The 22,353-nt window shown below is 52.7% G+C and carries 23 protein-coding genes; 21 read left to right on the plus strand and 2 right to left on the minus strand.

The window, feature by feature from the left end; genetic code table 11:
- Window positions 1–10: 10 nt before the first annotated feature.
- Entirely contained in the window at window positions 11–976 is a 966-nt protein-coding gene (locus WG929_RS02680; protein ID WP_416204785.1) for a DUF488 domain-containing protein, read from the minus strand.
- A 150-nt stretch (window positions 977–1,126) separates the two neighbouring features.
- Here WG929_RS02680 and WG929_RS02685 point away from each other — a divergent pair, with 150 nt between their 5' ends.
- The 5 genes from WG929_RS02685 to WG929_RS02705 all read left to right on the plus strand — a co-directional run bounded on the left by WG929_RS02685 (window position 1,127) and on the right by WG929_RS02705 (window position 5,887).
- Complete coding sequence (locus WG929_RS02685; protein ID WP_416204786.1) at window positions 1,127–1,585, plus strand: TIGR03757 family integrating conjugative element protein; 459 nt, start codon at window positions 1,127–1,129, stop codon at window positions 1,583–1,585.
- A complete protein-coding gene (locus WG929_RS02690; RefSeq protein WP_416204787.1) occupies window positions 1,582–2,607 on the plus strand; it encodes a TIGR03756 family integrating conjugative element protein in 1,026 nt (341 codons plus the stop codon). The genes WG929_RS02685 and WG929_RS02690 overlap by 4 nt, the downstream gene beginning before the upstream one ends.
- Window positions 2,604–3,944, plus strand: a complete 1,341-nt coding sequence (locus WG929_RS02695) for an integrating conjugative element protein (RefSeq protein ID WP_416204788.1) — start codon at window positions 2,604–2,606, stop codon at window positions 3,942–3,944. The genes WG929_RS02690 and WG929_RS02695 overlap by 4 nt, the downstream gene beginning before the upstream one ends.
- 79 nt (window positions 3,945–4,023) lie before the next feature.
- Window positions 4,024–4,302 carry a hypothetical protein gene (locus WG929_RS02700; protein ID WP_416204789.1) on the plus strand — a complete coding sequence of 93 codons (279 nt, stop codon included), beginning with the start codon at window positions 4,024–4,026 and terminating at the stop codon, window positions 4,300–4,302.
- A 16-nt stretch (window positions 4,303–4,318) separates the two neighbouring features.
- Entirely contained in the window at window positions 4,319–5,887 is a 1,569-nt protein-coding gene (locus WG929_RS02705; protein ID WP_027948924.1) for a conjugal transfer protein TraG N-terminal domain-containing protein, read from the plus strand.
- 7 nt (window positions 5,888–5,894) lie between these two features.
- Here the strand turns inward: WG929_RS02705 and WG929_RS02710 are convergent, their stop codons facing one another.
- On the minus strand, window positions 5,895–6,104 hold the full coding sequence (locus WG929_RS02710) for a hypothetical protein (protein WP_027948923.1): 210 nt from the start codon (window positions 6,102–6,104) through the stop codon (window positions 5,895–5,897).
- A 263-nt stretch (window positions 6,105–6,367) separates the two neighbouring features.
- Here WG929_RS02710 and WG929_RS02715 point away from each other — a divergent pair, with 263 nt between their 5' ends.
- The 16 genes from WG929_RS02715 to WG929_RS02790 all read left to right on the plus strand — a co-directional run bounded on the left by WG929_RS02715 (window position 6,368) and on the right by WG929_RS02790 (window position 22,195).
- Window positions 6,368–6,721, plus strand: coding sequence for a hypothetical protein (locus tag WG929_RS02715; protein WP_152025194.1), 354 nt, complete (start codon window positions 6,368–6,370; stop codon window positions 6,719–6,721).
- A 132-nt stretch (window positions 6,722–6,853) separates the two neighbouring features.
- Window positions 6,854–7,354 carry a DUF411 domain-containing protein gene (locus WG929_RS02720; protein ID WP_023659436.1) on the plus strand — a complete coding sequence of 167 codons (501 nt, stop codon included), beginning with the start codon at window positions 6,854–6,856 and terminating at the stop codon, window positions 7,352–7,354.
- Between the two features lie 11 nt (window positions 7,355–7,365).
- Window positions 7,366–8,703 carry a TolC family protein gene (locus tag WG929_RS02725; RefSeq protein WP_416204790.1) on the plus strand — a complete coding sequence of 446 codons (1,338 nt, stop codon included), beginning with the start codon at window positions 7,366–7,368 and terminating at the stop codon, window positions 8,701–8,703.
- Complete coding sequence (locus tag WG929_RS02730; RefSeq protein ID WP_416204791.1) at window positions 8,700–10,301, plus strand: efflux RND transporter periplasmic adaptor subunit; 1,602 nt, start codon at window positions 8,700–8,702, stop codon at window positions 10,299–10,301. Before WG929_RS02725 ends, WG929_RS02730 begins: the two co-directional genes overlap by 4 nt.
- Window positions 10,298–13,441, plus strand: coding sequence for an efflux RND transporter permease subunit (locus WG929_RS02735; RefSeq protein WP_416204792.1), 3,144 nt, complete (start codon window positions 10,298–10,300; stop codon window positions 13,439–13,441). The genes WG929_RS02730 and WG929_RS02735 overlap by 4 nt, the downstream gene beginning before the upstream one ends.
- 1,252 nt (window positions 13,442–14,693) lie before the next feature.
- A complete protein-coding gene (locus tag WG929_RS02740) occupies window positions 14,694–15,098 on the plus strand; it encodes a MerR family transcriptional regulator (protein WP_035230620.1) in 405 nt (134 codons plus the stop codon).
- A 20-nt stretch (window positions 15,099–15,118) separates the two neighbouring features.
- Window positions 15,119–15,436: a heavy-metal-associated domain-containing protein gene (locus WG929_RS02745; RefSeq protein ID WP_331280423.1), complete on the plus strand. Its 318-nt coding sequence runs from the start codon at window positions 15,119–15,121 to the stop codon at window positions 15,434–15,436.
- Window positions 15,437–15,586: 150 nt separating this feature from the next.
- Window positions 15,587–17,797: a heavy metal translocating P-type ATPase gene (locus WG929_RS02750; protein WP_435873310.1), complete on the plus strand. Its 2,211-nt coding sequence runs from the start codon at window positions 15,587–15,589 to the stop codon at window positions 17,795–17,797.
- A gap of 24 nt (window positions 17,798–17,821) precedes the next feature.
- Window positions 17,822–18,175 carry a cupredoxin domain-containing protein gene (locus WG929_RS02755; protein ID WP_027948917.1) on the plus strand — a complete coding sequence of 118 codons (354 nt, stop codon included), beginning with the start codon at window positions 17,822–17,824 and terminating at the stop codon, window positions 18,173–18,175.
- Window positions 18,176–18,188: 13 nt separating this feature from the next.
- Window positions 18,189–18,527 (plus strand): P-II family nitrogen regulator, encoded by a 339-nt coding sequence (locus WG929_RS02760; RefSeq protein ID WP_027948916.1) that lies wholly within the window; start codon window positions 18,189–18,191, stop codon window positions 18,525–18,527.
- A gap of 8 nt (window positions 18,528–18,535) precedes the next feature.
- Window positions 18,536–18,829, plus strand: a complete 294-nt coding sequence (locus WG929_RS02765) for a DUF2933 domain-containing protein (protein WP_027948915.1) — start codon at window positions 18,536–18,538, stop codon at window positions 18,827–18,829.
- Window positions 18,830–18,854: 25 nt separating this feature from the next.
- Window positions 18,855–19,505: a methyltransferase family protein gene (locus WG929_RS02770; RefSeq protein ID WP_339638130.1), complete on the plus strand. Its 651-nt coding sequence runs from the start codon at window positions 18,855–18,857 to the stop codon at window positions 19,503–19,505.
- 10 nt (window positions 19,506–19,515) lie between these two features.
- Window positions 19,516–19,959 (plus strand): hypothetical protein, encoded by a 444-nt coding sequence (locus tag WG929_RS02775; protein WP_416204793.1) that lies wholly within the window; start codon window positions 19,516–19,518, stop codon window positions 19,957–19,959.
- Window positions 19,960–20,000: 41 nt separating this feature from the next.
- Window positions 20,001–20,348, plus strand: coding sequence for a hypothetical protein (locus WG929_RS02780; RefSeq protein ID WP_416204794.1), 348 nt, complete (start codon window positions 20,001–20,003; stop codon window positions 20,346–20,348).
- A gap of 12 nt (window positions 20,349–20,360) precedes the next feature.
- The gene (locus WG929_RS02785) at window positions 20,361–20,729 is read left to right on the plus strand and encodes a cation transporter (RefSeq protein ID WP_339638124.1); all 369 of its coding nucleotides are present in this window, start codon (window positions 20,361–20,363) and stop codon (window positions 20,727–20,729) included.
- Window positions 20,730–20,842: 113 nt separating this feature from the next.
- Window positions 20,843–22,195 (plus strand): APC family permease, encoded by a 1,353-nt coding sequence (locus WG929_RS02790; protein ID WP_339638123.1) that lies wholly within the window; start codon window positions 20,843–20,845, stop codon window positions 22,193–22,195.
- Window positions 22,196–22,353: the final 158 nt, after the last annotated feature.

The raw sequence follows: 22,353 nt of genomic DNA on the forward strand, positions 1-22,353 counted from the left end.
GTTTCTTTGTTTATAGGTGAACGACCTTGAACCTGCTATTTGCAATACCTGCAACAGCATCTGCAACTTTATGGCGATGACACATCGTATGACATTCTTCGAAGCAAGTAATGGCAATGCGGGCAGAGTCCAGATAAAAATCATAAAGCTCGGCAATCGTGTCTTTCTCTTCGGGAATAACTGTTTTCTCGTAATTTGAAAAAAGATTTTTGTAGTCTTGAGATGTTTTCAGGGATTTTCTTTTGTCGGAAACAATGCCGAGTTTAGGTAAATGTTTATAACTGATACCGACGTTATTTAAGAGCTCGGACAGTTTGGTTTTCGAGAAACCGTATTTTCTGCTCAAGGGATTTTTTCTCACATCAACGAGAAGCCGAATATTGTTTTCAATCAATTTATTGAGATATTCCTCAACGGTAATCCCTTCGTACCCGATAGTGGCAAATAATTTACCTTTTTTTGGGGCTTTGAGTTTTTGTACGGCCGCGTATTCGTCCGCCGTTAATATTTCATTGGCAACCAGACTGTTGATTGCATAATACGGGTAGCCTCGGTAGACATGCTGCAATAGCTTCTTGCCCTTGAGCGATACGTACTTATCGTGAAATAACTGGATTTTCCCGGCGTCGTCCTTTTTGAGTTGTGCAGTGTGATTGTTAAATGAATCGGATAGTTTCCAGTCTTTAGCATCCTCCAGATAACCTGAAGCAACCAATTTGGATTTGTCGGCGTAAGATTGAAAAGAAAAACACCCGTATTTGTAGGGCACAAACTCGTAGCTCCGATCTTTCTCGCAAAGCCGAGAGTATAGAAAGAGGTATTTCTGAAAATCAGTGCTGGCCAGTTTTCCGCCAAATGACTCAAGTAAGGCAAGTAGCACTTTCTGCCTGTAGTACATAGTTGTTTGCGCCCTTTCTCTGGGTAGTAAAGTTCCAATCGCGTCAAGTCTATCAGCTATCACACTGGGGCTAAACAAGCTGGCTCCCATTGTCCATTAGAAGTGTAGGGGATGCTGCCAGGTGATCAAGAATTAAGCACGATTCGGTTTGAAGGGATTTCCGGTTTAATAAGCGCTGAGTTGGCCGCAGGATGTCGGGATACACCTGGCATCTGGAGTCGCTTTTAAATGGCTGACTATCATAGGAATTCACTGAAAGGCTGGTATGTGGCGCTATCTGTCATCGTGGCGTTTGGGTTGATTACCAATTTGCAAGCTAACGATGCTGAAGGGCCTGTCATTGAAGCTTTTGTCGGGAATATAGAACTTGGATTACGTGAGCCAGAAAATACGACAGTCTATAACATAGAGCGTATAGCACATCTTCAACAAGCACTCTCCAAGGACTTGCCCAGTGACCCGGAAAAAGCCAAAAAGTTGGTTCTAGATCGCTTTCAACAGATAGATACCCAGCTCAGCCATGAACTGGAAAACGCCGCTAACGGCCTTGTGCAGGCGATGCAGTACGGCATTGATCGCTACCCGGCCATTGTCTTCGATGGCAAGGCTGTGGTGTACGGCATCACCGACATTCGTGCAGCAAGTCAAGTGTATCGGCAGTGGCAGGCCGGGGAGGCTCGACCATGATGCGCGCTATCCGCCGTTGTGGATTCATCCTGCTGATGTGGGCGCCCCTCATGAGCCATGCTGGAACCATCTCCACCACGGAAATCGTTTCCCAGACCACGAGTGCCGCGCTCAGCTGTATGCGCTGGATGCCGGTGGGGATGTGCTTTTGGCTGCGCTGTTCCATTTATGAATGCGATGTCGAGACCTCAATCAAAGTTGGCCATTACCAGCCGGATGCGGTGGTGAGTAGTTACAACGAACTCGGTAGCAATCCCTGGACAGAGATCCGCAGTATTCTTGGGGCCGCTCAAAGTTCCGCCGCGACAGGACTGCTCGGCAGCTTGCTGGCCGTGCCCATCGAGAGCGCCGGGAATCGAACGGAAGGTGGGCAGGGCAACAAGGACCACCGTAATCTGATCTTTCGGGAGACCGATGTCATCGGCCATCCTTTAGGTTCGCTGCCAGGTGTCCTGGCGGGTACCGGCTATTTGTGTGAATCGGAAACCACCTCCTTTTATCCCTATTTCATGTCGAGCCTGGATGCGCTCTCCTGGCGTATGGAAATCCCGGAAATGTTCTATCCAGCGAGTCTGATACCCGGCATGCGGGAAATCGGCACCTGGCCTCTGCAGACCTGGGGTGGTGTCTACCCCAGAACAGGCTGGACCACACAGGCAGAGGAGCCCAAGGCCGCGGCAATCAATGCGCAGCGAGCCGGGGATATCGTGACCCGGAACGGTCAGCCGCACATTTACGATCAGATCGAACCGTCTTCCAGCTCCGACCAGCGGATTTGGTCGCCGGGTCCATTGGTTGAAGACGATCCTGCCACCGGTGAGTGGCAGATGTTGCTCCCCAAAGCAGAATCAAGCTGCGCTGTTTTTGGCACCAACGATCTCGCCAGCGCCAATGGTTGGGGTGGTGGCCGCGTGGACGAGGAGGGTGATTACGCCTGGAACCTGTGGAGGCCTTATCAGTGCTGTGAAAAGGAAGGCCAGTTTTTTCTGTTCGACATCAACTGGATCAATTATCCGCCATGATCAAACACAACCCTATTTACTGTCTGCTGATCGCTTTGTCGATTGCCATTGGTCCGGTCAGCTATGCCGCTCAGGCGCCCACAGAAGATGGGCTGTGGTATTACGAGATCGGTGGCGCTGAACCGGTCTCGGTACCGGCGAACCCCGCCGTGGTCTCCACAACGTTGGGTGGCTCTGCGCAACTGGGACTCGGCTACAGCTGCGGCAAGTTCGATCCGGTGGCGGCGGTCACCAATACCTTGAACGACATCGGTTCCGGTGTCGACAACATGATGAACGCCATGACGGCAGCGGCCACCAGCGCTATAGCGTCGTTACCTGCACTCATTCTGCAACGGGCCAATCCCGGCCTGTACGACCTGTTTCAGAATGCCCTGATCAAAGCCGAAGAAACCATGCAGCTGGCCACCAAATCCTGCGAGCAGATGGAGGCGGAGATTGCTCAGGGTAAGAACCCCTACGCCGATCTGATCACCTTGTCCAAGGGTAACGATTGGAAGGTGCAAATGGGTATTGGCGGCAACGATGCCGTCACCGCCAAAGACACGGTGGAATCCTCTAACGGCGATAACGGTGTGCCCTGGATCGGTGGGCAAGCCGGGGGAACCGGTCAGCCAGTGCTGGAGTTCACTGGCGACATCGTCGAGGCCGGTTACAACATCAATATGAATCGCGCCGTGACTGACACCACCCCGGTACCGGCCGCATCGGCCACCCGCCTGTCGGAAATCTGGGGGTCGCCGGCCGAAGCTCGGGACTGGACCGTGGATGTGGTGGGCGAGAATATCGTCACTACCTGCGACACCTGCCGCAAGGACAGCATTCCCGGTACGGGCCTGCTGCCGAAGCTCTATCAGGAATCCGCCACTGTCACCACCGAGATCCAGAACCTGGTCAGTGGCGCGACTCCACTCACTCTGACTAACCTGGAGCAGATCACCGCACCCGGCGTTGCCATCACCCGCCAGGTGATCGAAGCGATCCGCGAGATGCCGGCCTCAGAGCAGAGCCTGATCATGGGCCGCCTGGTCTCCGAGATCAGCACCGCACGCACGGTCGAGAAGGCACTGTACGCCCGACGTCTGCTGCTGTCGGGGCGGCAGGTCCCTGAGGTCTACGCCACCGAAGTGGCCCGCGAGCATGCGGACAACTCCATCGCCGAGCTCGATAAAGAAATCGAAAACCTGCTGTTTGAAACCCGTGTACGCAAAGAAGTGGTCTCCGACACCGTTGCCACATTACTGGAGCGAGCGGCTGCCAAACGGCAGAGTTCACTTACCGTACCGGAAGTGCCGACCCTGGATCCCAATCCGTTGCGAGGTGGGCGTGTTCAATAACATCCGAACAAGACGAAAAAACTTTCTGCTATTCACCACCATGGCGGTGTTGCTGACAGCGCTGGCGGGGTATCTCCTGATGCATCGATTACAAACGGATTCCGTGCAATCCGTTCAACAGAGCATCGACGACTGGCGGACGACACTTACAGCCATGCGCTGGACAGTGATCGCTGTCATTGCCTTTGGCTGGAATCATCTGGTTGCCTGGCTGGCTGATGCAAAAATCCTGAGCCAGGCCAAAGCAACCAGACTAACAGGCTTACGCTGGCGCGCCGTCACCTGGTTGGTTTTGCTCGAATTGGTGTTAGGGCAGGGTGTGTTGGTCAATGCCATTGGCTTGATGGTTAGAGCTTGATCGTTGGAGCAGGGCAATGAGTGTCGATAGCTATCTGGAGCTCTTTACTTCCCTTTTTGGCTGGACCTTCTACGGCATTCTGTGGGATGTGCTGGTCAGTACCGGCATCGTCTATCTCCCGTTTCTGGGCATCCTGATCGACAACTGGCGCGAACCGGCGCAGGGCGGTGAGGTGGGCCATGCCAGCGGCCTCTCACTGCGGCGGATGGAGATCGAGCTGTTCATTGCGCTGTTGGTAGTCGTGCTGGCCGGGCAACCCGCTGCCCTCACGCCACTCAATGCCGGTACCTTGTCCTACTCGCCGCCGCCGACCTTGCTGAATCCAGCGCCAACAACCGCGACCGTCGCTGCCCCACAGAGCACCTATGGTTCGACCGGATTCACGGGTTCTGCCGCAACCGTCAATGTTCCCGTCTGGTGGTACGGCGTGATCGCCCTCAGCTCCGGCCTGAATCATGCCATTGTCGAAGGCCTGCCAACCGTGGCAGATATGCGCACCTTCGAGCAACAAGCACACCTGGCCACCATTGCCGATCCGCGACTCCGGCAGGAGGTGAGTGATTTCTTCAGCCAGTGCTATATTCCGGCCCGTTCCAAATACCAGACTGAACGACCAAACACAGCGGCCATCAATGGCATTATCACCACCTATGGCGCCGATGACCCCGACTGGATGGGCTCACACGTCTATCGGGATACCGCCGGCTATTACGATACTCTGCGCCCGGCCAATCAAATCACCGATTGGGCTTACAACGCGGCCAGGGATACGGAATACGATCCGACGACTCCGCCAGCCTGGGGCAAACCCTACTGCAAACAGTGGTGGGAAGATGGGGCCATCGGCTTGCGGGAGAAACTGATCAATGAGGCAGATGCCACATCGGCCGGCTTCTCCGGTCTGGTGGTCGCTATCGCGCCGGCACTGGCCAGCGAGCAGCAAAACGACGCCGTCGCCAAAACGGTTCTCACCAATGCGCCCCCCTCCTGGTCGAGCAATGATCTGATCGCCAATAATGCATCTGGGGCAGGATTGGTCAACACCGCTGGATCCATCGTCAAAGGCGGCCTGGCGACCGGTGGTGTGGTCACCGCATCGGCCCTGTTTTCCGTCACCATGACCGCCGTGTTGCAGTCATTGCCCATGGTCCAGGCCATTATGCTGCTGGGCATCTATGCCCTGCTGCCACTGGTGGTGGTTTTGTCCCGCTACTCCATTGCCATGATGGTGGTCGGTGGCATGGCCATCTTCACCATCAAGTTCTGGACAGTGCTCTGGTACCTGGCCATGTGGGTGGATCAGAACCTGATTCTGTCCATGTACCCGGACGTCAATGTCTTCCTGCAGATCTTTGCCAACCCTGGTGAACACGATGCCAAGCGCATGCTGTTGAATATGATCACAACCAGCCTCTACCTGGGATTGCCGCTGCTGTGGAGTGGGATGATGGCGTGGGCGGGGGTGAATATAGGGCGCTCTATCACTGCAGCTACTTCCCCGCTCGCAAGGCCTGCTGATGATGCAGGAAGGCAGGGCGGCAGTTTGGGTAAAATGGCCGTCTCAAAAGGGATGAAAAAGAAATAGGGAGCTGTTACAAGTCCTCCTCATACCAGCCATCTGGATCAGCTCCAGAGTCCATACGTCCGGTACGAAAATTGTGATCCCCAAATCGGTCTGAGCCATCTCCTAAGGGGCGGTCTTCGCTTTCGTCGTCATCGGCGCTGAATAGAATGCCCAAAGCGGTTACGAGCAAAGCAGCACTGGCTCTGAGGATATTGGCAATGTGGTTGACAGTATTCATCGGCAGACTCCATCTGCGGGTTACTCCAGTCCAGATTTAAGTATAGCGCCGTTGGACAAAAAAACTTAGCTCAGCCACTCAATCCTGACGGGGTGGGCCTCAAGTCAATATTTGCAGTTCTGGCGCTTAATGGAAGTATCCGTTGATTGATCTATGTCAATCATCAAGGGCGTTATGTTTGAACTTTCGAGAGAATAAGGTATCTTTCCTAATGTTAATATAACCATTTGCAGATTATGTGGCTTAGCAGATTCAGATTTTACATGGCGATCTTCGCGTTACTGGCTTTTACCAGCCAGTCGTTCGCTGTTGCGAAATTGCCCTGCCACAAGATGAGTCACGAACCTGATGTTCCAGTAATGACGGGGGCAATGGATCATGGAAGCCATACCAAGGCAAACAATATCCAGATCAATAATGCCCTTACGGCTGATGCCGCTGATTGTTGCAGCCAGGATCACTGCTCTCAGTTGGATTGCATCTCTGCAAGCGTTGCGGTGGTGAGTACACTGTCGCCGTTTTCCGTTCAGTTTTCTCAAACCCTCAATACAGCGTATTCGGTTTCCTTCCTCTCCCAGGCAGCTTCCTCGCTGTTTCGCCCCCCCATTTCCCGCTGAAGTAGGGTTGGTACGCCTGAAATTCAGGCGTCTGACGACTCGATAAGCGGGAGATCAAAACTCCCATAACGTATGTTTAAAACGCGCCATCGCTACGAGCGCGTTCACTGCAACTCTTGATTGGGAGTCATCATGAAGCCGTTACATACCTATCTGCGCTTTCCGGCGCTGATCGTATTCCTGTTATTTCTTACCGCTTGTTCAGAAAGCGAAAATCACGCAACTAAAAGCGCAACGATTGCCACGTTGGATGTTTATAAAAGCCGCACCTGTCAATGCTGCCAGCAATGGGTTCACCATATGGAAGATGTTGGTTTTGACACAAAAACCCACCACCCGTCGGACTTGAATCGCATTAAAAATGACTATGGCATAGCACCTGAGTTCCAGTCCTGCCATACAGCAGTGACGAGTAACGGTTATGTGTTCGAAGGCCATATCCCTGCGCGCTTTGTTCAGCAGTTTCTGGAAAACCCTCCTGATGACGCCATCGGCCTTAGTGTGCCCGGCATGCCGGCAGGCAGCCCGGGTATGGAGATGGGTGACAGGTTTACGCCTTACAAGGTATGGCTGCTTAAAAAAGACGGTTCGGCTGACGTGTTTGCATCTGTGAATAGTCGCGATCAGCAATAGGACATATAACGATGAACATTCAATGGGTATTTTTATTGTTTTTGCTGGTGGGGCTTCCTGTATTTGCGCAGAGCCCGGCTAATACGTTGAGTCTGGATGAGGCCATCGCCCATGCCATTGCCACGGATCCCTGGCTGAACGGTAGCCGGCATCGCGAAGACGCTTTGACCAGCGAATCAATTTCAGCATCGACGCTGCCAGACCCCAAGGTCAGCCTGATGGCGGCTAACTTTCCTACCGATAGCTTCGATATCAACCAGGAGCCTATGACGCAGCTCACTGTAGGTGTTAGTCAGATGTTTCCTCGCGGCGATAGTCTGGCGCTGTCCAGCCGTCAGAAACAGGAGTTGGCGGAACAGGAGCCATTGCTCAGGCAGAATCGCCAGGCCAAGGTAGCGGCTACTGTCTCGCAGCTGTGGCTGGAAGCATTCAGGGCCCAGGAGAGCATTCGATTGATTGAGCGGGATCGCTCGCTGTTTGAACATTTGGTAGATGCAACCAAAGCGAGCTATTCGTCGGCACTGGGACGTGCCCGCCAGCAGGATATTATCCGGGCCCAATTGGAGCTTACTCGGTTGGACGATCGTTTGACGGTGCTGCGGCAACAGTCGGAGTCAGCCCAACAGCGTTTATCCGAGTGGGTCGGCGGTCGCGCCCGTCTGCCGTTAGCGCAGCTTGTGCCCAGTCAGTACGGTGATGAGCCGACGTCGGTGGGAGGTCAGCCGGATAGTGATCGTTGGCTCTATGAACAGGTCAATCGGCACCCACTCTTGCTGGCACTTGATCAGCGTATTGATGCAATGGAGACCGGGGTCGAATTAGCGCGCCAGAAATATAAACCTGAGTGGGGTCTTTCCGCCCAATACGGCTATAGGGACGATGATCCCATGGGTCGCGACCGCGCTGATTTGTTCTCTGTCGGTGTGACCTTTGACCTGCCGCTTTTCACCGGCAAGCGACAGGATAAAGACGTCAGTGCGGCCACTTCTCGGGCCGAGGCCTTGAAAACTGACAAGTTACTGATGGCGCGAAAGCTGATGGCGGACCTGGATACGGCCTTGGTCCAGCTACAGCGTCTGAATGATCGTCGCGCGCTCTACGCCGAGCAGTTATTGCCGCAAATGTCAGAGCAGGCCGAAGCTGCCCTGGCCGCCTACAACAACGACGACGGCGACTTTGCCGAAGCGGTGCGCGCTCGCATTGCTGAGTTAAATGCCAAGATCGACTTTTTAACGATCAGGATTGATCGGCTGAAGATGATTGCCGAGTTGAATTACCTCTTGTCCAAAAATGGTTCAGAACCGTTTCCCGCCACCAGCAGAGAACACGCTGAAGGATTAACCCCATGAAGATTCAATTGAATAAATCTTTTTTCATTACAGTTGCCTTGTTGATTGCGACAGCGACCCTTGCGCACTACTCGGCCCTATGGCGTATGAAAGAGACCACAGGCAGTGATGACGTTGCTGCCGAGAAAAAACCACTCTACTGGGTCGCGCCGATGGACCCCAATTATAAGCGCGATAATCCGGGTAAATCCCCTATGGGGATGGATCTGATACCTGTGTATAAAGACGCGGGCGGCGATCAGGAGATTGGCACAGTCACCATCTCTCCGGATGTGGTTAACAATCTGGGCGTACGTACAGCTCCTGTCACTCGGGGGCGTTTGGATCTAACCATCAGTACAGTGGGTTATGTGCAATACGATGAAGATCGCCTTGTTCACATTCATCCACGGGTGGAGGGTTGGATCGAAAAGCTCCATGTCAAAGCTGCGGGTGATCCGGTTATACAGGGTGAGCCGCTGTATGCGTTGTATTCGCCGACTTTGGTCAATGCCCAGGAAGAACTGTTGCTGGCATTAAAACGAAATAATCCAACACTAATCACGGCTGCCATGGAGCGGCTATCGGCCTTGCAAGTGCCTCATTCAGAAATCAATCGCCTAAAAAAATCCGGCAAGGTTAGTCAGACCATTACCATCACTGCACCTCAATCTGGGGTATTGGATAATCTGAACACTCGGGAAGGGATGTTTGTTAAGCCGGGTATGGAGATGATGGCCATCGGGCAGCTGGAACATATCTGGGTCATAGGAGAAGTGTTCGAGCGTCAGGTCATGAGCGTACGGGAGGGTGATGCAGTGAGCATGTACCTCGATTATCTGCCAGGACGCACGTGGTCTGGCACGGTTGACTATATCTACCCGTCACTGAATACCCAGACTCGAACAGCTCGGGTGCGGGTACGATTCGACAACCCGGACGGCTACCTGCGACCGGGTATGTTTGCGCAAATGACGATAGCGACACAACCCGCTCGGGAGGCGTTGCTCATTCCCCGTGAAGCACTGATTCGCACGGGTAGTCAATCGCGGGTCGTGTTGGCTAAAGGTGACGGGCGCTTTAAATCCATCGCCGTCGAGGTGGGGCGGATTGGCGAGAACCAGGTGGAGATTCTGTCGGGGCTCAACGAGGGCGACCGGCTTGTGACTTCCGCTCAATTTTTGATTGATTCCGAATCCAGCAAGACCTCGGATTTTCGTCGCATGAACCACAGCCCGGATGACGATACCCAGCCTGAAACACCGGCATCGGTATCGGTCGACGCCCGTATTGAAGGCGTCATGGTCGAACACCGAATGCTCAAGCTGGCTCACGACCCCATCGATGCCTGGCAATGGCCGGCCATGACGATGGATTTTACTGTGGACCCCGCAGTGGATCTGGATGGGCTGAAACCCGACATGAAGCTGCATGTGGAGATTCAGCGGAACGGGGACAACCACTACGTGATCAGCCAGATCCATCGACTGGAACAGGTGTCCGAAGAGGCACCCAGGGAGGGGGGCGGGCAATCCATGGACAACAGCCAGCATCAGGGTATGAGCCATGATGCGATCGATATGGATCAAGGCCAGCGCAACGGGGAGGACAAGCCATGATTGAAGGTATTATCCGCTGGTCTGTCCAAAACCGCTTTTTTGTGCTGCTGGCCACCCTGATTCTGGTGGGGATCGGCGGTTGGTCCCTGAAAAACACGCCAGTGGATGCCATTCCCGATTTGTCGGACGTGCAGGTGATTATCAAAACCAGTTATCCGGGGCAGGCGCCGCAGGTGGTGGAAGATCAGGTCACCTATCCACTGACTACTGCCATGTTGTCGGTGCCTGGTGCGGTCACCGTACGCGGCTACTCGTTTTTTGGCGACTCCTATGTCTATGTCATTTTTGATGAGGATACCGATGCTTACTGGGCGCGTTCGCGGGTACTGGAATACCTGTCGCAGGTGGCGCCCACTTTGCCGCCCAATGCCAGGCCGCAATTGGGGCCGGATGCCACCGGTGTGGGTTGGGTCTACCTCTACGCACTGGTGGATCGCACCGGTCAGCACGATCTCAGCCAGCTGCGCAGCCTGCAGGACTGGTTCCTGAAATACGAACTGCAAACTGTGCCCGGGGTATCTGAAGTCGCTGCACTTGGCGGCATGGTGAAGCAGTACCAGGTTAAGGTGAACCCGGACAAGCTGCGAGCTTTTAACATTCCACTCTCTCATATCCAGACGGCAATCCAGCGCGGCAACCAGGAAGTCGGCGCTTCTGTGGTGGAAATGGCGGAAGCGGAATACATGGTGCGCGCGTCCGGCTACATCCAGGGGCGTGATGATCTGGCCAATATCCCTTTGGGCCTGAACGTCAACGGTACCCCCTTGCTGTTAAAGGATGTGGCCGACATCGAAATCGGGCCACAGATGCGCCGGGGCATTGCCGAACTCAATGGCGAGGGTGAGACAGTAGGCGGCATTGTGGTCATGCGCTTTGGCGAGAATGCGCAAAAAACCATTGATGGTGTCAAAGCCAGGCTGGAGACACTCAAGGCCGGGTTGCCTGAGGGTGTGGAAATCGTGACGGTCTATGATCGTTCCGGCCTGATTGAGCGCGCCGTGGAAAACCTGTGGCACAAATTGCTGGAAGAATTCATCGTCGTGGCCCTGGTGTGTGTCGTCTTCCTGTTTCATATCCGCTCCAGTCTGGTGGCCATTGTCAGTTTGCCGGTAGGTATTTTGGCCGCATTTATCGTCATGCATGCGCAAGGACTTAACGCCAATATCATGTCGTTGGGCGGGATCGCCATTGCCATAGGCGCCATGATCGACGGCGCCATTGTCATGATCGAAAACATGCACAAGCATATGGAACGCCTTGTGTTGCAAGGGAAAGCACTTACCAACGAAAACCGCTGGCAGGTGGTGGAGGAATCCGCTGCCGAAGTCGGTCCTGCGCTATTTTTCAGCCTGCTGATCATTACCGTGAGTTTCGTGCCGGTGTTTACCCTGGAGGCCCAGGAAGGCCGTATGTTCTCGCCGCTGGCCTTTACTAAAACCTACGCCATGGCCGCGAGTGCTGCATTGGCAGTAACGCTGGTGCCCGTGCTGATGGGCTATTTTATCCGTGGCAAAGTACTGCCTGAGCACAAAAATCCACTCAATCGCGCGTTGATTGGCGTGTATATGCCTACGCTTAAAACCGTGCTTAATTACCCTAAATCCACGCTCGTGTTAGCCCTGGTGATTACGGTTATCGGATTTTGGCCCGTCAGCCAGATAGGTAGCGAATTTATTCCCCCTCTGGATGAGGGTGATTTGATGTATATGCCCACCACCTATCCCGGTCTGTCGATAGGTAAAGCGCGGGAGATCCTGCAGCAGACCGACAAGTTGATAGCCACGGTGCCCGAAGTGAAAAGTGTATTCGGCAAAATCGGTCGGGCAGAAACGGCCACTGATCCGGCGCCCCTGACCATGATTGAAACGTTTGTCCAGTTGAAACCGAGAGAGGAGTGGCGCGATGGTATGACTACGGAATCGTTAAAAAAGGAACTGGATGCCTTGGTGAAGTTTCCTGGACTGACCAATGCCTGGGTGATGCCTATCAAAACCCGTATCGACATGCTGGCCACGGGTATTAAAACCCCGGTGGGTATCAAAGTAGCTGGCCCCGACCTTAAGGAAATCGAAAAGATCGGCAAGCGCCTGGAGCAGGTGCTCAAGGATGTGCCGGGCACCGCCTCGGTCTACTCCGAGCGAGTAGCGGGTGGCCGTTATATCAAGGTGGATATTCAGCGGGAAAAAGCAGCGCGTTATGGTCTCAATATTGCTGACGTGCAGCAGGTGGTGGCCACCGCCATCGGCGGCATGAACGTCACGCAGACAGTCGAAGGGTTGGAGCGTTATCCCGTCAATCTGCGTTATCCCCAGGACTATCGTAACTCGCCGGAACAATTAGCCCTGTTGCCCATCGTAACAACCAGTGGCCAGCGCATTGCATTGGGGGATGTCGCTCGTGTTTATGTGGAAGACGGCCCACCTGCCATCAAGAGCGAGAATGCCCGCCTCAACGGCTGGACCTTTGTTGATATCGATGGCGTGGATATTGGCAGTTATGTAAAAAATGCCATGGCCGTGGTGGCCGATCAGGTCGAGCTACCAGCAGGCTACTCCCTGAACTGGTCGGGGCAGTACGAATACATGCTGAGAGCCAAGGAAAAACTCACCTATGTGGTGCCGCTGACGCTGGCCATTATCATCGTGCTGCTCTATTTCAATTTTCGCAACTTTGCCGAGGTCGCGATCATCATGGGCACTCTGCCGCTAGCCATGGTGGGCTCGATCTGGCTGATGTACGTGCTCGGCTACAACTTCTCTGTCGCTGTTGGCGTGGGCTTTATTGCGCTGGCAGGTGTGGCAGTAGAAATCGGCGTCATCATGCTGGTGTACCTCAATCAGGCCTATCGCCATATGCTGGAAGACTGTGAGCAGAAAGGTGTTGAACCGCGAAAGGAAACATTGCGCCACGCGGTGTTGCACGGTGCCGGCCTACGGGTAAGACCCGTGATGATGACTGCAGCGGCGATTATCGTCGGGCTGTTACCCATTATGTACGGCACGGGTACCGGCTCGGAAGTCATGAGTCGGATTGCGGCGCCTATGGTGGGTGGCATGCTGAGTGCCGTGGTATTGACTTTGCTGGTATTGCCGGCGGTTTATCTGCTTTGGAAGCAGAGTAAGGGTAAAGACGGAACTTAAGCTATGGACCTGGCGTACCCGATTATAAAGTTTGGGTGCGCCGTTCTGAATTCTAACCCTATATTCTTGGCCTCTCTGTAGCTTCTGGAGCTGCAACCGATGGGGAACACGTCGGTGTCAAACATTTGATTCAGGTCAAGAACTGGCGATATCAGATCTGCTAGATTAAAACGGTCAATAAAGGGAGCCGATATGGTTCATTATCTGGGTATTATGTTGGTCATTTGGGGGTTGCTTGCGCAACCACTGATGGCTGCATTGCCCAGGGATATGCAGGTTCACCTTCCAATACCGGCAAACGCGCTCAACCATGGCTCGATCGCCTCGATATTGGATCTGGACCATACGCGACCAGTCCCAGCGCCCACTTCCGATTCTCTCAACCCGAATGACCGTGGTGAACAGGCGGCCGGACATAGCCTCACTGCTTCGACAATGCCCTGTCATCAGATTGCCAAGAGCGATTCGCCCAAACCCCGCGGTAAGTGCTTAGCCGGTCATTGCGACTCAGGCTGTCTATCGGCCAGTCACTGTGCGTCAACCTGTTCAGCCTCGGGAACAGTTGGGGCGGTCGGTTCATTTTTTAAAAATACTATGAATCATGCCGCCTGCGACATGTTCAATACTGCGCCGGAACCATTGTTGGCACGGCTCCCCTCACGCATTTTTCACCCTCCCAAAACGGCCTGATCAGGCCGGTAAGCCCGCTGGTATAACAACCGCGATACCTGTTTCCTGAAGGGTTCCGCCTTTGCGGGCCCTGGTTCTTGAACCTTTGAAATCCCTGCTGGTGGTTCTCCCGCTTTGTGCTGTGAGCAACGCATGTTCCGACTTGCCAGGGTAAACAGGATTACACATACATTACTGGAATGTAATACATGGGTCATCTTAAGGTCAGAAACGCCGCTCTACTATGACAATGGATAAGTCCAGGTGCAGCTTGGGCGTTGTGTACGGGTCGATTCAATGCAGAAACGCCGTGACAGGATATCGGGCCAATATTGACGGTTGACGGCGTACAGGCTACAGATCGAGGGCGTGTAATAGTGAGTACGAGAAGCCTGATACCTGTTAATGAAAATTGCTTGACCTGTGTCTTGGACACAGGTGTAAGGTGACAAAAAGCCGGACAAATTCTTTGGATTTTCTCTCGGGTTTAAAACTGATGATTAACTCATATCGAGGCAAGGAACAGATCTTCGGGGTTAATCTGAATCCCGCGATAGTCAGACTGAGCTGCGAGGAGAGCTGTGTGAAAGTGATCGAAATGGCCAGGCGTTTAGGGGTTACGGCCGATACCGTGCGGTTTTATACCCGGATCAAGATTCTGAAACCGGGTAAGAACAAAGCCAATGGATATCGGGAATACAGCGAAAAGGATTACAACCGCTTGCGATTCGTGCTGAGTGCACGGCAACTGGGCTTTTCCGTTGAGGATATTCAGGAAATTTTGAACCACGCGGATAAGAAGAAATCGCCTTGCCCGACGGTTCGCCGCTTGATTGACCAACGCCTGAATGAAACTGAACAACGGTTCGCCGAGACTCTGCAACTGCGGGAACGCATGCAGCAGGCCGTGGTCGAGTGGAGCCAAAAGCCGGATAAGGTGCCGACCGGCCATATGATCTGTCACCTGATTGAAGAGTTTGCCCAGTAAATCAACATAGAGGATTTGCCATGAATACACAGAAGTTTGAGAGCCCTGCTCATCACCAGGGCGGCTGTTGTTGCGCCAGCAAGTCATCCACAGCAGCTACCACCCGGAGCAGTGTTGGCTCAGATAGCGATATCCCGCTGCAGCGGTTACAGGTGCAAGGCGCCACGTGCGGTGGTTGTGTAAGAAGCATTGAGCAAACGCTACGCTCTGTTTCCGGTGTAAGCGATGCGTGTATGGATCTGGCGACGGGTGTCGCTTCGGTCGTTGGCATGGTCGAATCTAACGCTCTGATAGAGGCGTTGAATCGAGCGGGTTTTCCTGCGGCGGTCATCAAATAATTCAGGAGTGATCCCATGAGTTCAGTGAACACGGAATCCGGCAAACCGGGTTGTCATAAAGATACCGATAACAACGCACAGCATCATAATCATGAACACGGTTCTGATCCCCATGTTCATGTTGATAGCGCGGCGCACCAGGAACTGATTATCGAGGGTGCTGGTTGTGCCAGCTGTGTGGGAAAAATCGAATCAGCTCTGAAGGCGGTACCGGGTGTGGAGAACGCGGAAATGAATTTCGCTCAGCGCACCGTCAGCGTGATTGGCAATGCAGCCGCGTCTGACTTGCTTAAGGCGGTGGAGAAGGCGGGCTATAACGCCAAGCTTGCGGCTGCTGAGAATGAAGATGATGCATTGGCCGAAAAAGAGAAGGCGGATCAGGCTTATTACAAGCGCTTGATGAAAGAAACCTGGATTGCTCTCTCACTGGGTGGCCCTTTGATGGCCTATGCGCTGATCACTGGTGAAGTCAACGTCAACACCACCACAGAACGCATCGCCTGGTTGGTCGTGGGTATTCTGACTTTTGGTGTTCTCTATTTTTCCGGCAAGCACTTTTTTGTCGGCGCCTGGAAGTCCTTTCTCAATCATTCTGCCAATATGGATACGCTGATTGCTTTGGGTACTGGCACGGCGTGGTTGTATTCCATGGTGGTGGTGTTTTTCCCAGACGCCGTTCCCGATCAGGCGCGCCATGTCTACTTCGAGGCTACGGCGATCATTATCGGCTTGATTGATCTTGGCCTTGCACTGGAACTGAAAGCCCGCGGTCGTACCTCGGAGGCCATTAAGCGCCTGATTGGTTTACAGGCAAAAACAGCACGGGTCATTCGCGATGACAAAGAACTGGATATTGCTATCGAACAGGTTCTACTGAACGATGTGGTCCGTGTGCGGCCAGGTGAAAAAATTCCCGTCGATGGCGAGGTAATCGAAGGGCATACCGCTATTGACGAATCCATGCTCACCGGCGAGCCGATGCCGGTAGAAAAAGCTACTGGGGATACCGTGGCGGCGGGCACCATCAATAAGTCAGGCTCAATTCTGTTTAAAGCTACCCGCGTTGGTAAAGACACGGCGCTGGCGCAAATCATCAATATGGTCAAGCGCGCACAAAACTCTAAGCCGCCCATTGGTCGTTTGGCTGATGTCATCTCAGCCTATTTTGTTCCGGTGGTCATGATTATCGCCGTAGCGAGCGCCCTGACCTGGTTGAATTTTGGGCCGGAACCAGCGGTAGCTTTTGCGATTGTATCGGCGACCACTGTATTGATTATCGCCTGTCCCTGTGCGCTAGGCCTGGCAACACCGATGTCAGTGATGGTGGGCGTGGGCAAGGCCGCGGAGGCGGGCGTGCTGATTCGTAACGGCGAGGCCTTGCAAACCGCGTCGAAGATATCGGCGATGATTCTGGATAAAACCGGCACCATCACCCTGGGCGCGCCGAAGGTTACCGATGTGTTGGTGGCAGGTGAACATGACGAGCAGGCGGTGTTGCGATTGGCAGCAACGCTTGAATCCGGCTCCGAGCATCCGTTGGCCATGGCTATTGTTGAAAGTGCTCAGGAAAGAGGGATCGAAATGGGCAAGGTCTCAAATTTTAACGCCATTGCCGGCCACGGTGTGCAGGCGGAGGTGGACGGAAAAACACTGTTGTTCGGCAATGAAAAGCTCATGCGCGAGCGCACTATCGAACTGGGTGATTTTGTTGAAAAGGCCCAGATGCTGGCCGCCGAGGCTAAAACGCCGATGTATTTCGCCGTTGATAATAAGCTCGCAGCGATTATCGCAGTAGCCGATCCAATTAAGGAAGACTCCATTGCTGCCATCAAGCGCCTGCAACATAACGGCATCCGGGTGGTGATGCTCACCGGCGATAACCGCGCCACAGCCAAGGCGGTAGCGGAAAAAGCCGGTATCAAGGAATTTTTCGCCGAAGTGCTGCCGGAAGAAAAATCCAAAAAAGTGCAGGAACTGCAGATGGAAGGTGAAGTGGTGGGCATGACCGGTGACGGCATCAACGACGCGCCAGCCCTGGCCATCGCCAATGTCGGCTTCGCTATTGGCACAGGTACCGATGTGGCCATTGAAAGTGCCGACATCACCCTGATGCGGGGTTCGTTACATGGTTTGGCCGATGCCATTGCAGTGAGTAAAGCGACCTTGCGCAATATCAAACAGAATTTATTCGGCGCCTTTATTTACAACGTGGCCGGCGTGCCTTTTGCGGCTGGCGTGCTGTACCCATTCTTGGGCTTGTTGTTGAACCCGGTGATTGCCGGGGCCGCGATGGCGTTTTCATCACTCACTGTCGTGACCAACGCCAATCGATTGCGTTTGTTTAAAGCGCAGGAACACTAAGCCCAACACCAGGAGAAATACCACATGTTACTGATCAATATAGCCGGATTTGCGTTAATCGCTCTGATTGTGTGGTGGTTCTGGCTTTACAAGCCGAAAGAAGCTGAGCTGGGGGAAAACGATCTGGTGATTACTGTTGAAAATGGCACCTATTCCCCTTCTCGGATTAAAGTGTCGACCGGAGAACCTGTCGAAATCAAATTTATCCGCAAAGATCAATCACCCTGTTCTGAGACTTTACTGATCCCTGACCTGCAAATCAGCGATACCCTGCCACTGAACAAATTGAAAACCATTCAGTTACCCGCGTTGGCAGCAGGTGAATACGCGTTTCATTGCCAGATGCAGATGTACCGTGGACTGATCACGGTGAAATAAGTAGAAGGATCTGATGAACATCAATAAAGTCACGGCCATTTTTGATGAGTTTCGCCTGAAAGACGTGGAAGAGGCCTTGATACGACACGGGGTGACGGGTTTTACCTTACACCCGGTTCGCGGCCGGGGTTATTACTTCGACAGTTTTAACGAAAACCACTTGATCAAGCATATTCAAATGGAGATTTATGCCGAGGCTGAGCAGGCGAGGGAAATTGCGCAGCTGATTGTGGATGCGGCGCATGTTAATGCCGATAGCGAAGGGCTGGTCTGCATCGTGCCAGTCAACGATCTGATTTGGATACATGATAAACGCAGCGCAACAGACAACGATTTTCAATTTCACAGGTGAGGTGTTCCATGGCAACCCAAAAATCATCATTCTGGTTGACCCCCAAAGGCCTGGCCGCCCTGGGTTTAATTGCAGCGGCGAGCTACTTTCTGCTGATCGAGCACCGGCAACACGTCTGGCAGTTTTTACCTTTCCTGATTCTCCTGGCCTGCCCGTTTATGCATCTGTTTATGCACGGCGGACATGGGGGGCACGGCGGCCACGGTGACCATGGCCAGCACGAGGATGAATCCGACCAGGATGCTTATCAACGTGGCTTGGAAGAAGGTCGCCGGGAAAACGAACATCGTCATCACCATTAACCCAATACATAACAGGAGATGAAGTATGCACGGTGAATCCGCTTACGGCCTCTGGACGCTGGTGATACTCAATTCAGCAATATTTATTTTCTTTGCCTTCAGTTTTACCAAACCGAAAACCAAAACTGACTGGCGAAGCTTTGGTGCTTTCTCGGCGTTTATTATTGCACTGTTTACCGAGATGTATGGCTTTCCCTTAACCATTTATTTCCTCTCCGGCTGGCTGGCGGAAAAATATCCAGGTATTGATTTCTTGTCCCACGAGAACGGCCATCTTTTGCATACCCTTTTCGGTTTTGAAGGTAACCCTCATTTTGATCCGCTGCATATCGCCAGCAATGTCCTGATCATTTTGGGTTTCTTCCTGCTTGCCTCAGCGTGGAATGTACTGCACAAGGCACAGCAGACCCGGTCGCTGGCCACTACCGGCTGGTACGCTCGTTGTCGCCATCCGCAGTATGTTGCTTTTATCCTGATTATGTTCGGCTTCCTGTTGCAGTGGCCGACCATTCCAACGCTGGTGATGTTTCCGATACTGGTAATGGTTTACGTGCGACTCGCAAAGCGTGAGGAGCGGATGGCGCTGGAAGAATTTGGCGAAGTTTATCGCCATTATATGGAATCTACGCCAGCGTGGATTCCGAAATTTAAAATCAATGAAACTGAAACTGTCTGAGGATAAACCGATGAAAAAACTAATCTCCACCTTGGTAATAGCCGCCGCGATTTCTTCGTCGGCGTTCGCGGAAAAAGTGCACGAACATGGCGACAGTAAAGATCAGCCAATGGGCGGAATGATGATGGGCCATGAGCAAATGATGGCAATGCATGAGCACATGCAAAAAATGCACGACATGATGGCGAAAATCAAAGCCGAAACCGATTTGGAAAAACGCCAGAAACTGATGCAGGAACATATGCGAGTCATGCAGGAAGGCATGCGGCTAATGGGTGATGGTATGGCAATGGGCATGACCAAAGGTGAGTCATCAAAAATGGACGACATGGATATGATGAAGCGCATGGATGTGATGGAAGAACGAATGGGCATGATGCAGATGATGATGGGGCAAATGATGGATCATGAGTCTGAATCCCAAAAATCACCTGTCCACAAACACAAAAAGTAGATGGATCGCTTATTCAATCTGTCGGTTGGAAGGAAAACACTATGAGTGAGCATCGGTCAGGTATCAATCCAGGTTTTCTAGCCAAACACAGCTTAAGTTTACGTGGAGTGAATGAAAGCAACGCGCAAATCATTGCAGAGGAGCTGGATGAGCTTCCTTGTGTAGACGGTGTTTGGCTGAACGAGCGCAAGCAAACGCTGAAGATTGCCTACGATGCCTCTCACCACAATATCGATGAAATGATCGCCATTGTCGAAAAGCATGGCGCGGCAATCAAAGATAACTGGTGGAGCCGCACAAGGGTCGGTTGGCAGCGACAGATTGACGAAAATATTAAGGATAACGCCAGGCATGAAGCACACTGTTGCAACAAGATCCCGCCCCATTAGAGGAAAAGGAAAATGACTAATGCAGAGCATCGATTGGGCGTATCGGAAGTAAATCTGGTAGTGCGCCATTTGAGAGTGGAGCCTGTCGATCAGACCAATTTGGAAGCGGCTATTGCCGAAGTCGATCAGCTCTATGGTCTTGATGGAATCAGCTTTGACGAAAAAAGACATGTGCTGAATCTTGCTTATGACGCATCCAGAATTTGTCTGGATGGTATCGAAGATGTGCTAAAAAAGCATAACGTCGAAGTAAGCCATGATTGGTTGACGCACTTTAAAGAAGGCTATTACAAATTTATCGATGAGAATGTTAAAGACAACGCCAGCCACGAACCTTGGAGCTGTCATCAAACACCCCAGGACGCTAGCCGTAAGCGCTAGTGTATACCTGCATGATTAATGTCGATAAATAGAGGAATGCAGTTTTAAGCATCCTGCATACCTTTCAGCGAATACCCAGAAAGGGGCCTAACTATTATTTGAAGGAGTCCTGAATGCAGAAAAAAGACGACCGTTCGACACATTACGACGAAGGTAGCCTCACTCTTTCGGGTACGGTGATGCTCGGTACTGGGGTGATGATCGGCGCAGGAATATTTGCGCTAACCGGGCAAATGGCAGAGATGACTGGTGCATTATTTCCACTGGCATTTCTCGCGGCCGCAATCATCGTTGGTTTTAGCGCTTACTCTTACATCAAAATATCCAATGCCTACCCATCGGCAGGGGGGATTGGCATGTATCTGCATAAGGCTTATGGCGACCGGTTGCCCACTGCGTTTAACGCACTACTAATGTATTTTTCGATGGTCATCGCGCAGAGTTTTCTTGCGCGTACGTTCGGTTCTTACACCATGCAATTATTTGGCGGTGACCCATCAGGACAAATGACGCCTATACTCGGCGTCTCCCTAATTCTGGCGGCGTTCATTGTGAACCTGTTGGGTAATCGGCTGATTCAAGGGGTTGCAGGATTTATCGGTCTACTGAAAATTGGTGGCATCCTGATTTTTGGCCTCGTAGGTATCTGGTTAGCGGATAGCCTGGCAGTGGACTTTGACCATGTAAGCGAGACTGGTTCAGCCAGTAATTTCCTCGGTGCCACAGCGCTGGGGATTCTGGCATTCAAAGGCTTTACCACCATTACCAATAGCGGCTCCGAGGTGATCAATCCACACCGCAATGTTGGTCGCGCGATTGTTATTTCGATTGCTGCCTGTGTCGTTATCTATACATTGGTTGGTTTTTCGGTGGCCAGTAACCTATCACTCAGGGAGATTATTGAAACCCGTGATTATTCCCTGGCTGCAGCCGCTCGACCCGCACTCGGTGAGTACGGCGTGTGGTTCACCGTTGCGATTGCCATGCTGGCGACTGCGGGAGGGATTCTTGCCAGTATTTTTGCAGTCTCCAGAATGCTGGCGATGCTAACAGAAATGAAGTTGGTACCCCACAGACACTTCGGCATGCCGGGCAGCATTCAGAAACATACACTGGTATACACCGCCGTGCTCGGTCTTGCGCTCACTGCGTTCTTTGATCTTTCCCGTATAGCAGCACTTGGCATCGTTTTCTATCTGGTGATGGATATCGCCATTCATTGGGGTGTTCTGCGTTACTTGTTGGACGATGTTAAAGCGAAGAGCTGGGTTCCCGTTACCGCAATTATATTGGATTTGCTCGCACTAAGCGGGTTTGTCTGGGTAAAGGTGAATTCAGATCCATTCGTGCTGGGTGTGGCCGTTGTCACAATGATCCTAATCGCTGCCGGCGAGCAACTATTCCTTGGATCTGAAAAACGAAAGCAAGCTGTGTCCCAAAGTCAGGCGCATGAACATCATCATTAAAAATCATGTGGAGGAAGCCTGCCAGGCACAGAACGGGACTCTAGTGGTTAACTTTTGTTGTTTGGAGAATGGTAATGGATCAAGTTAGCACACTTAAAGCGATCTATATGGGCATCGACACCCACCAGGAACTGGTGGTGTGTATGCGCAGCTATCGT

Source organism: Oceanobacter antarcticus, from assembly GCF_044962685.1.
In the GTDB taxonomy this organism is placed as follows: Bacteria; Pseudomonadota; Gammaproteobacteria; order Pseudomonadales; family Oceanobacteraceae; genus Oceanobacter; species Oceanobacter antarcticus.

Excerpts from the sequence above, each read along its gene's own strand:
- WG929_RS02685 (WP_416204786.1), top strand. The coding sequence starts at position 1,127 with ATGGCTGACTATCATAGGAATTCACTGAAAGGCTGGTATGTGGCGCTA.
- WG929_RS02690 (WP_416204787.1), top strand. The coding sequence starts at position 1,582 with ATGATGCGCGCTATCCGCCGTTGTGGATTCATCCTGCTGATGTGGGCG.
- WG929_RS02695 (WP_416204788.1), top strand. The coding sequence starts at position 2,604 with ATGATCAAACACAACCCTATTTACTGTCTGCTGATCGCTTTGTCGATT.
- WG929_RS02700 (WP_416204789.1), top strand. The coding sequence starts at position 4,024 with ATGCATCGATTACAAACGGATTCCGTGCAATCCGTTCAACAGAGCATC.
- WG929_RS02705 (WP_027948924.1), top strand. The coding sequence starts at position 4,319 with ATGAGTGTCGATAGCTATCTGGAGCTCTTTACTTCCCTTTTTGGCTGG.
- WG929_RS02710 (WP_027948923.1), bottom strand. The coding sequence starts at position 6,104 with ATGAATACTGTCAACCACATTGCCAATATCCTCAGAGCCAGTGCTGCT.
- WG929_RS02715 (WP_152025194.1), top strand. The coding sequence starts at position 6,368 with ATGGCGATCTTCGCGTTACTGGCTTTTACCAGCCAGTCGTTCGCTGTT.
- WG929_RS02720 (WP_023659436.1), top strand. The coding sequence starts at position 6,854 with ATGAAGCCGTTACATACCTATCTGCGCTTTCCGGCGCTGATCGTATTC.
- WG929_RS02725 (WP_416204790.1), top strand. The coding sequence starts at position 7,366 with ATGAACATTCAATGGGTATTTTTATTGTTTTTGCTGGTGGGGCTTCCT.
- WG929_RS02730 (WP_416204791.1), top strand. The coding sequence starts at position 8,700 with ATGAAGATTCAATTGAATAAATCTTTTTTCATTACAGTTGCCTTGTTG.
- WG929_RS02735 (WP_416204792.1), top strand. The coding sequence starts at position 10,298 with ATGATTGAAGGTATTATCCGCTGGTCTGTCCAAAACCGCTTTTTTGTG.
- WG929_RS02745 (WP_331280423.1), top strand. The coding sequence starts at position 15,119 with ATGAATACACAGAAGTTTGAGAGCCCTGCTCATCACCAGGGCGGCTGT.
- WG929_RS02755 (WP_027948917.1), top strand. The coding sequence starts at position 17,822 with ATGTTACTGATCAATATAGCCGGATTTGCGTTAATCGCTCTGATTGTG.
- WG929_RS02760 (WP_027948916.1), top strand. The coding sequence starts at position 18,189 with ATGAACATCAATAAAGTCACGGCCATTTTTGATGAGTTTCGCCTGAAA.
- WG929_RS02765 (WP_027948915.1), top strand. The coding sequence starts at position 18,536 with ATGGCAACCCAAAAATCATCATTCTGGTTGACCCCCAAAGGCCTGGCC.
- WG929_RS02770 (WP_339638130.1), top strand. The coding sequence starts at position 18,855 with ATGCACGGTGAATCCGCTTACGGCCTCTGGACGCTGGTGATACTCAAT.
- WG929_RS02775 (WP_416204793.1), top strand. The coding sequence starts at position 19,516 with ATGAAAAAACTAATCTCCACCTTGGTAATAGCCGCCGCGATTTCTTCG.
- WG929_RS02780 (WP_416204794.1), top strand. The coding sequence starts at position 20,001 with ATGAGTGAGCATCGGTCAGGTATCAATCCAGGTTTTCTAGCCAAACAC.
- WG929_RS02785 (WP_339638124.1), top strand. The coding sequence starts at position 20,361 with ATGACTAATGCAGAGCATCGATTGGGCGTATCGGAAGTAAATCTGGTA.
- WG929_RS02790 (WP_339638123.1), top strand. The coding sequence starts at position 20,843 with ATGCAGAAAAAAGACGACCGTTCGACACATTACGACGAAGGTAGCCTC.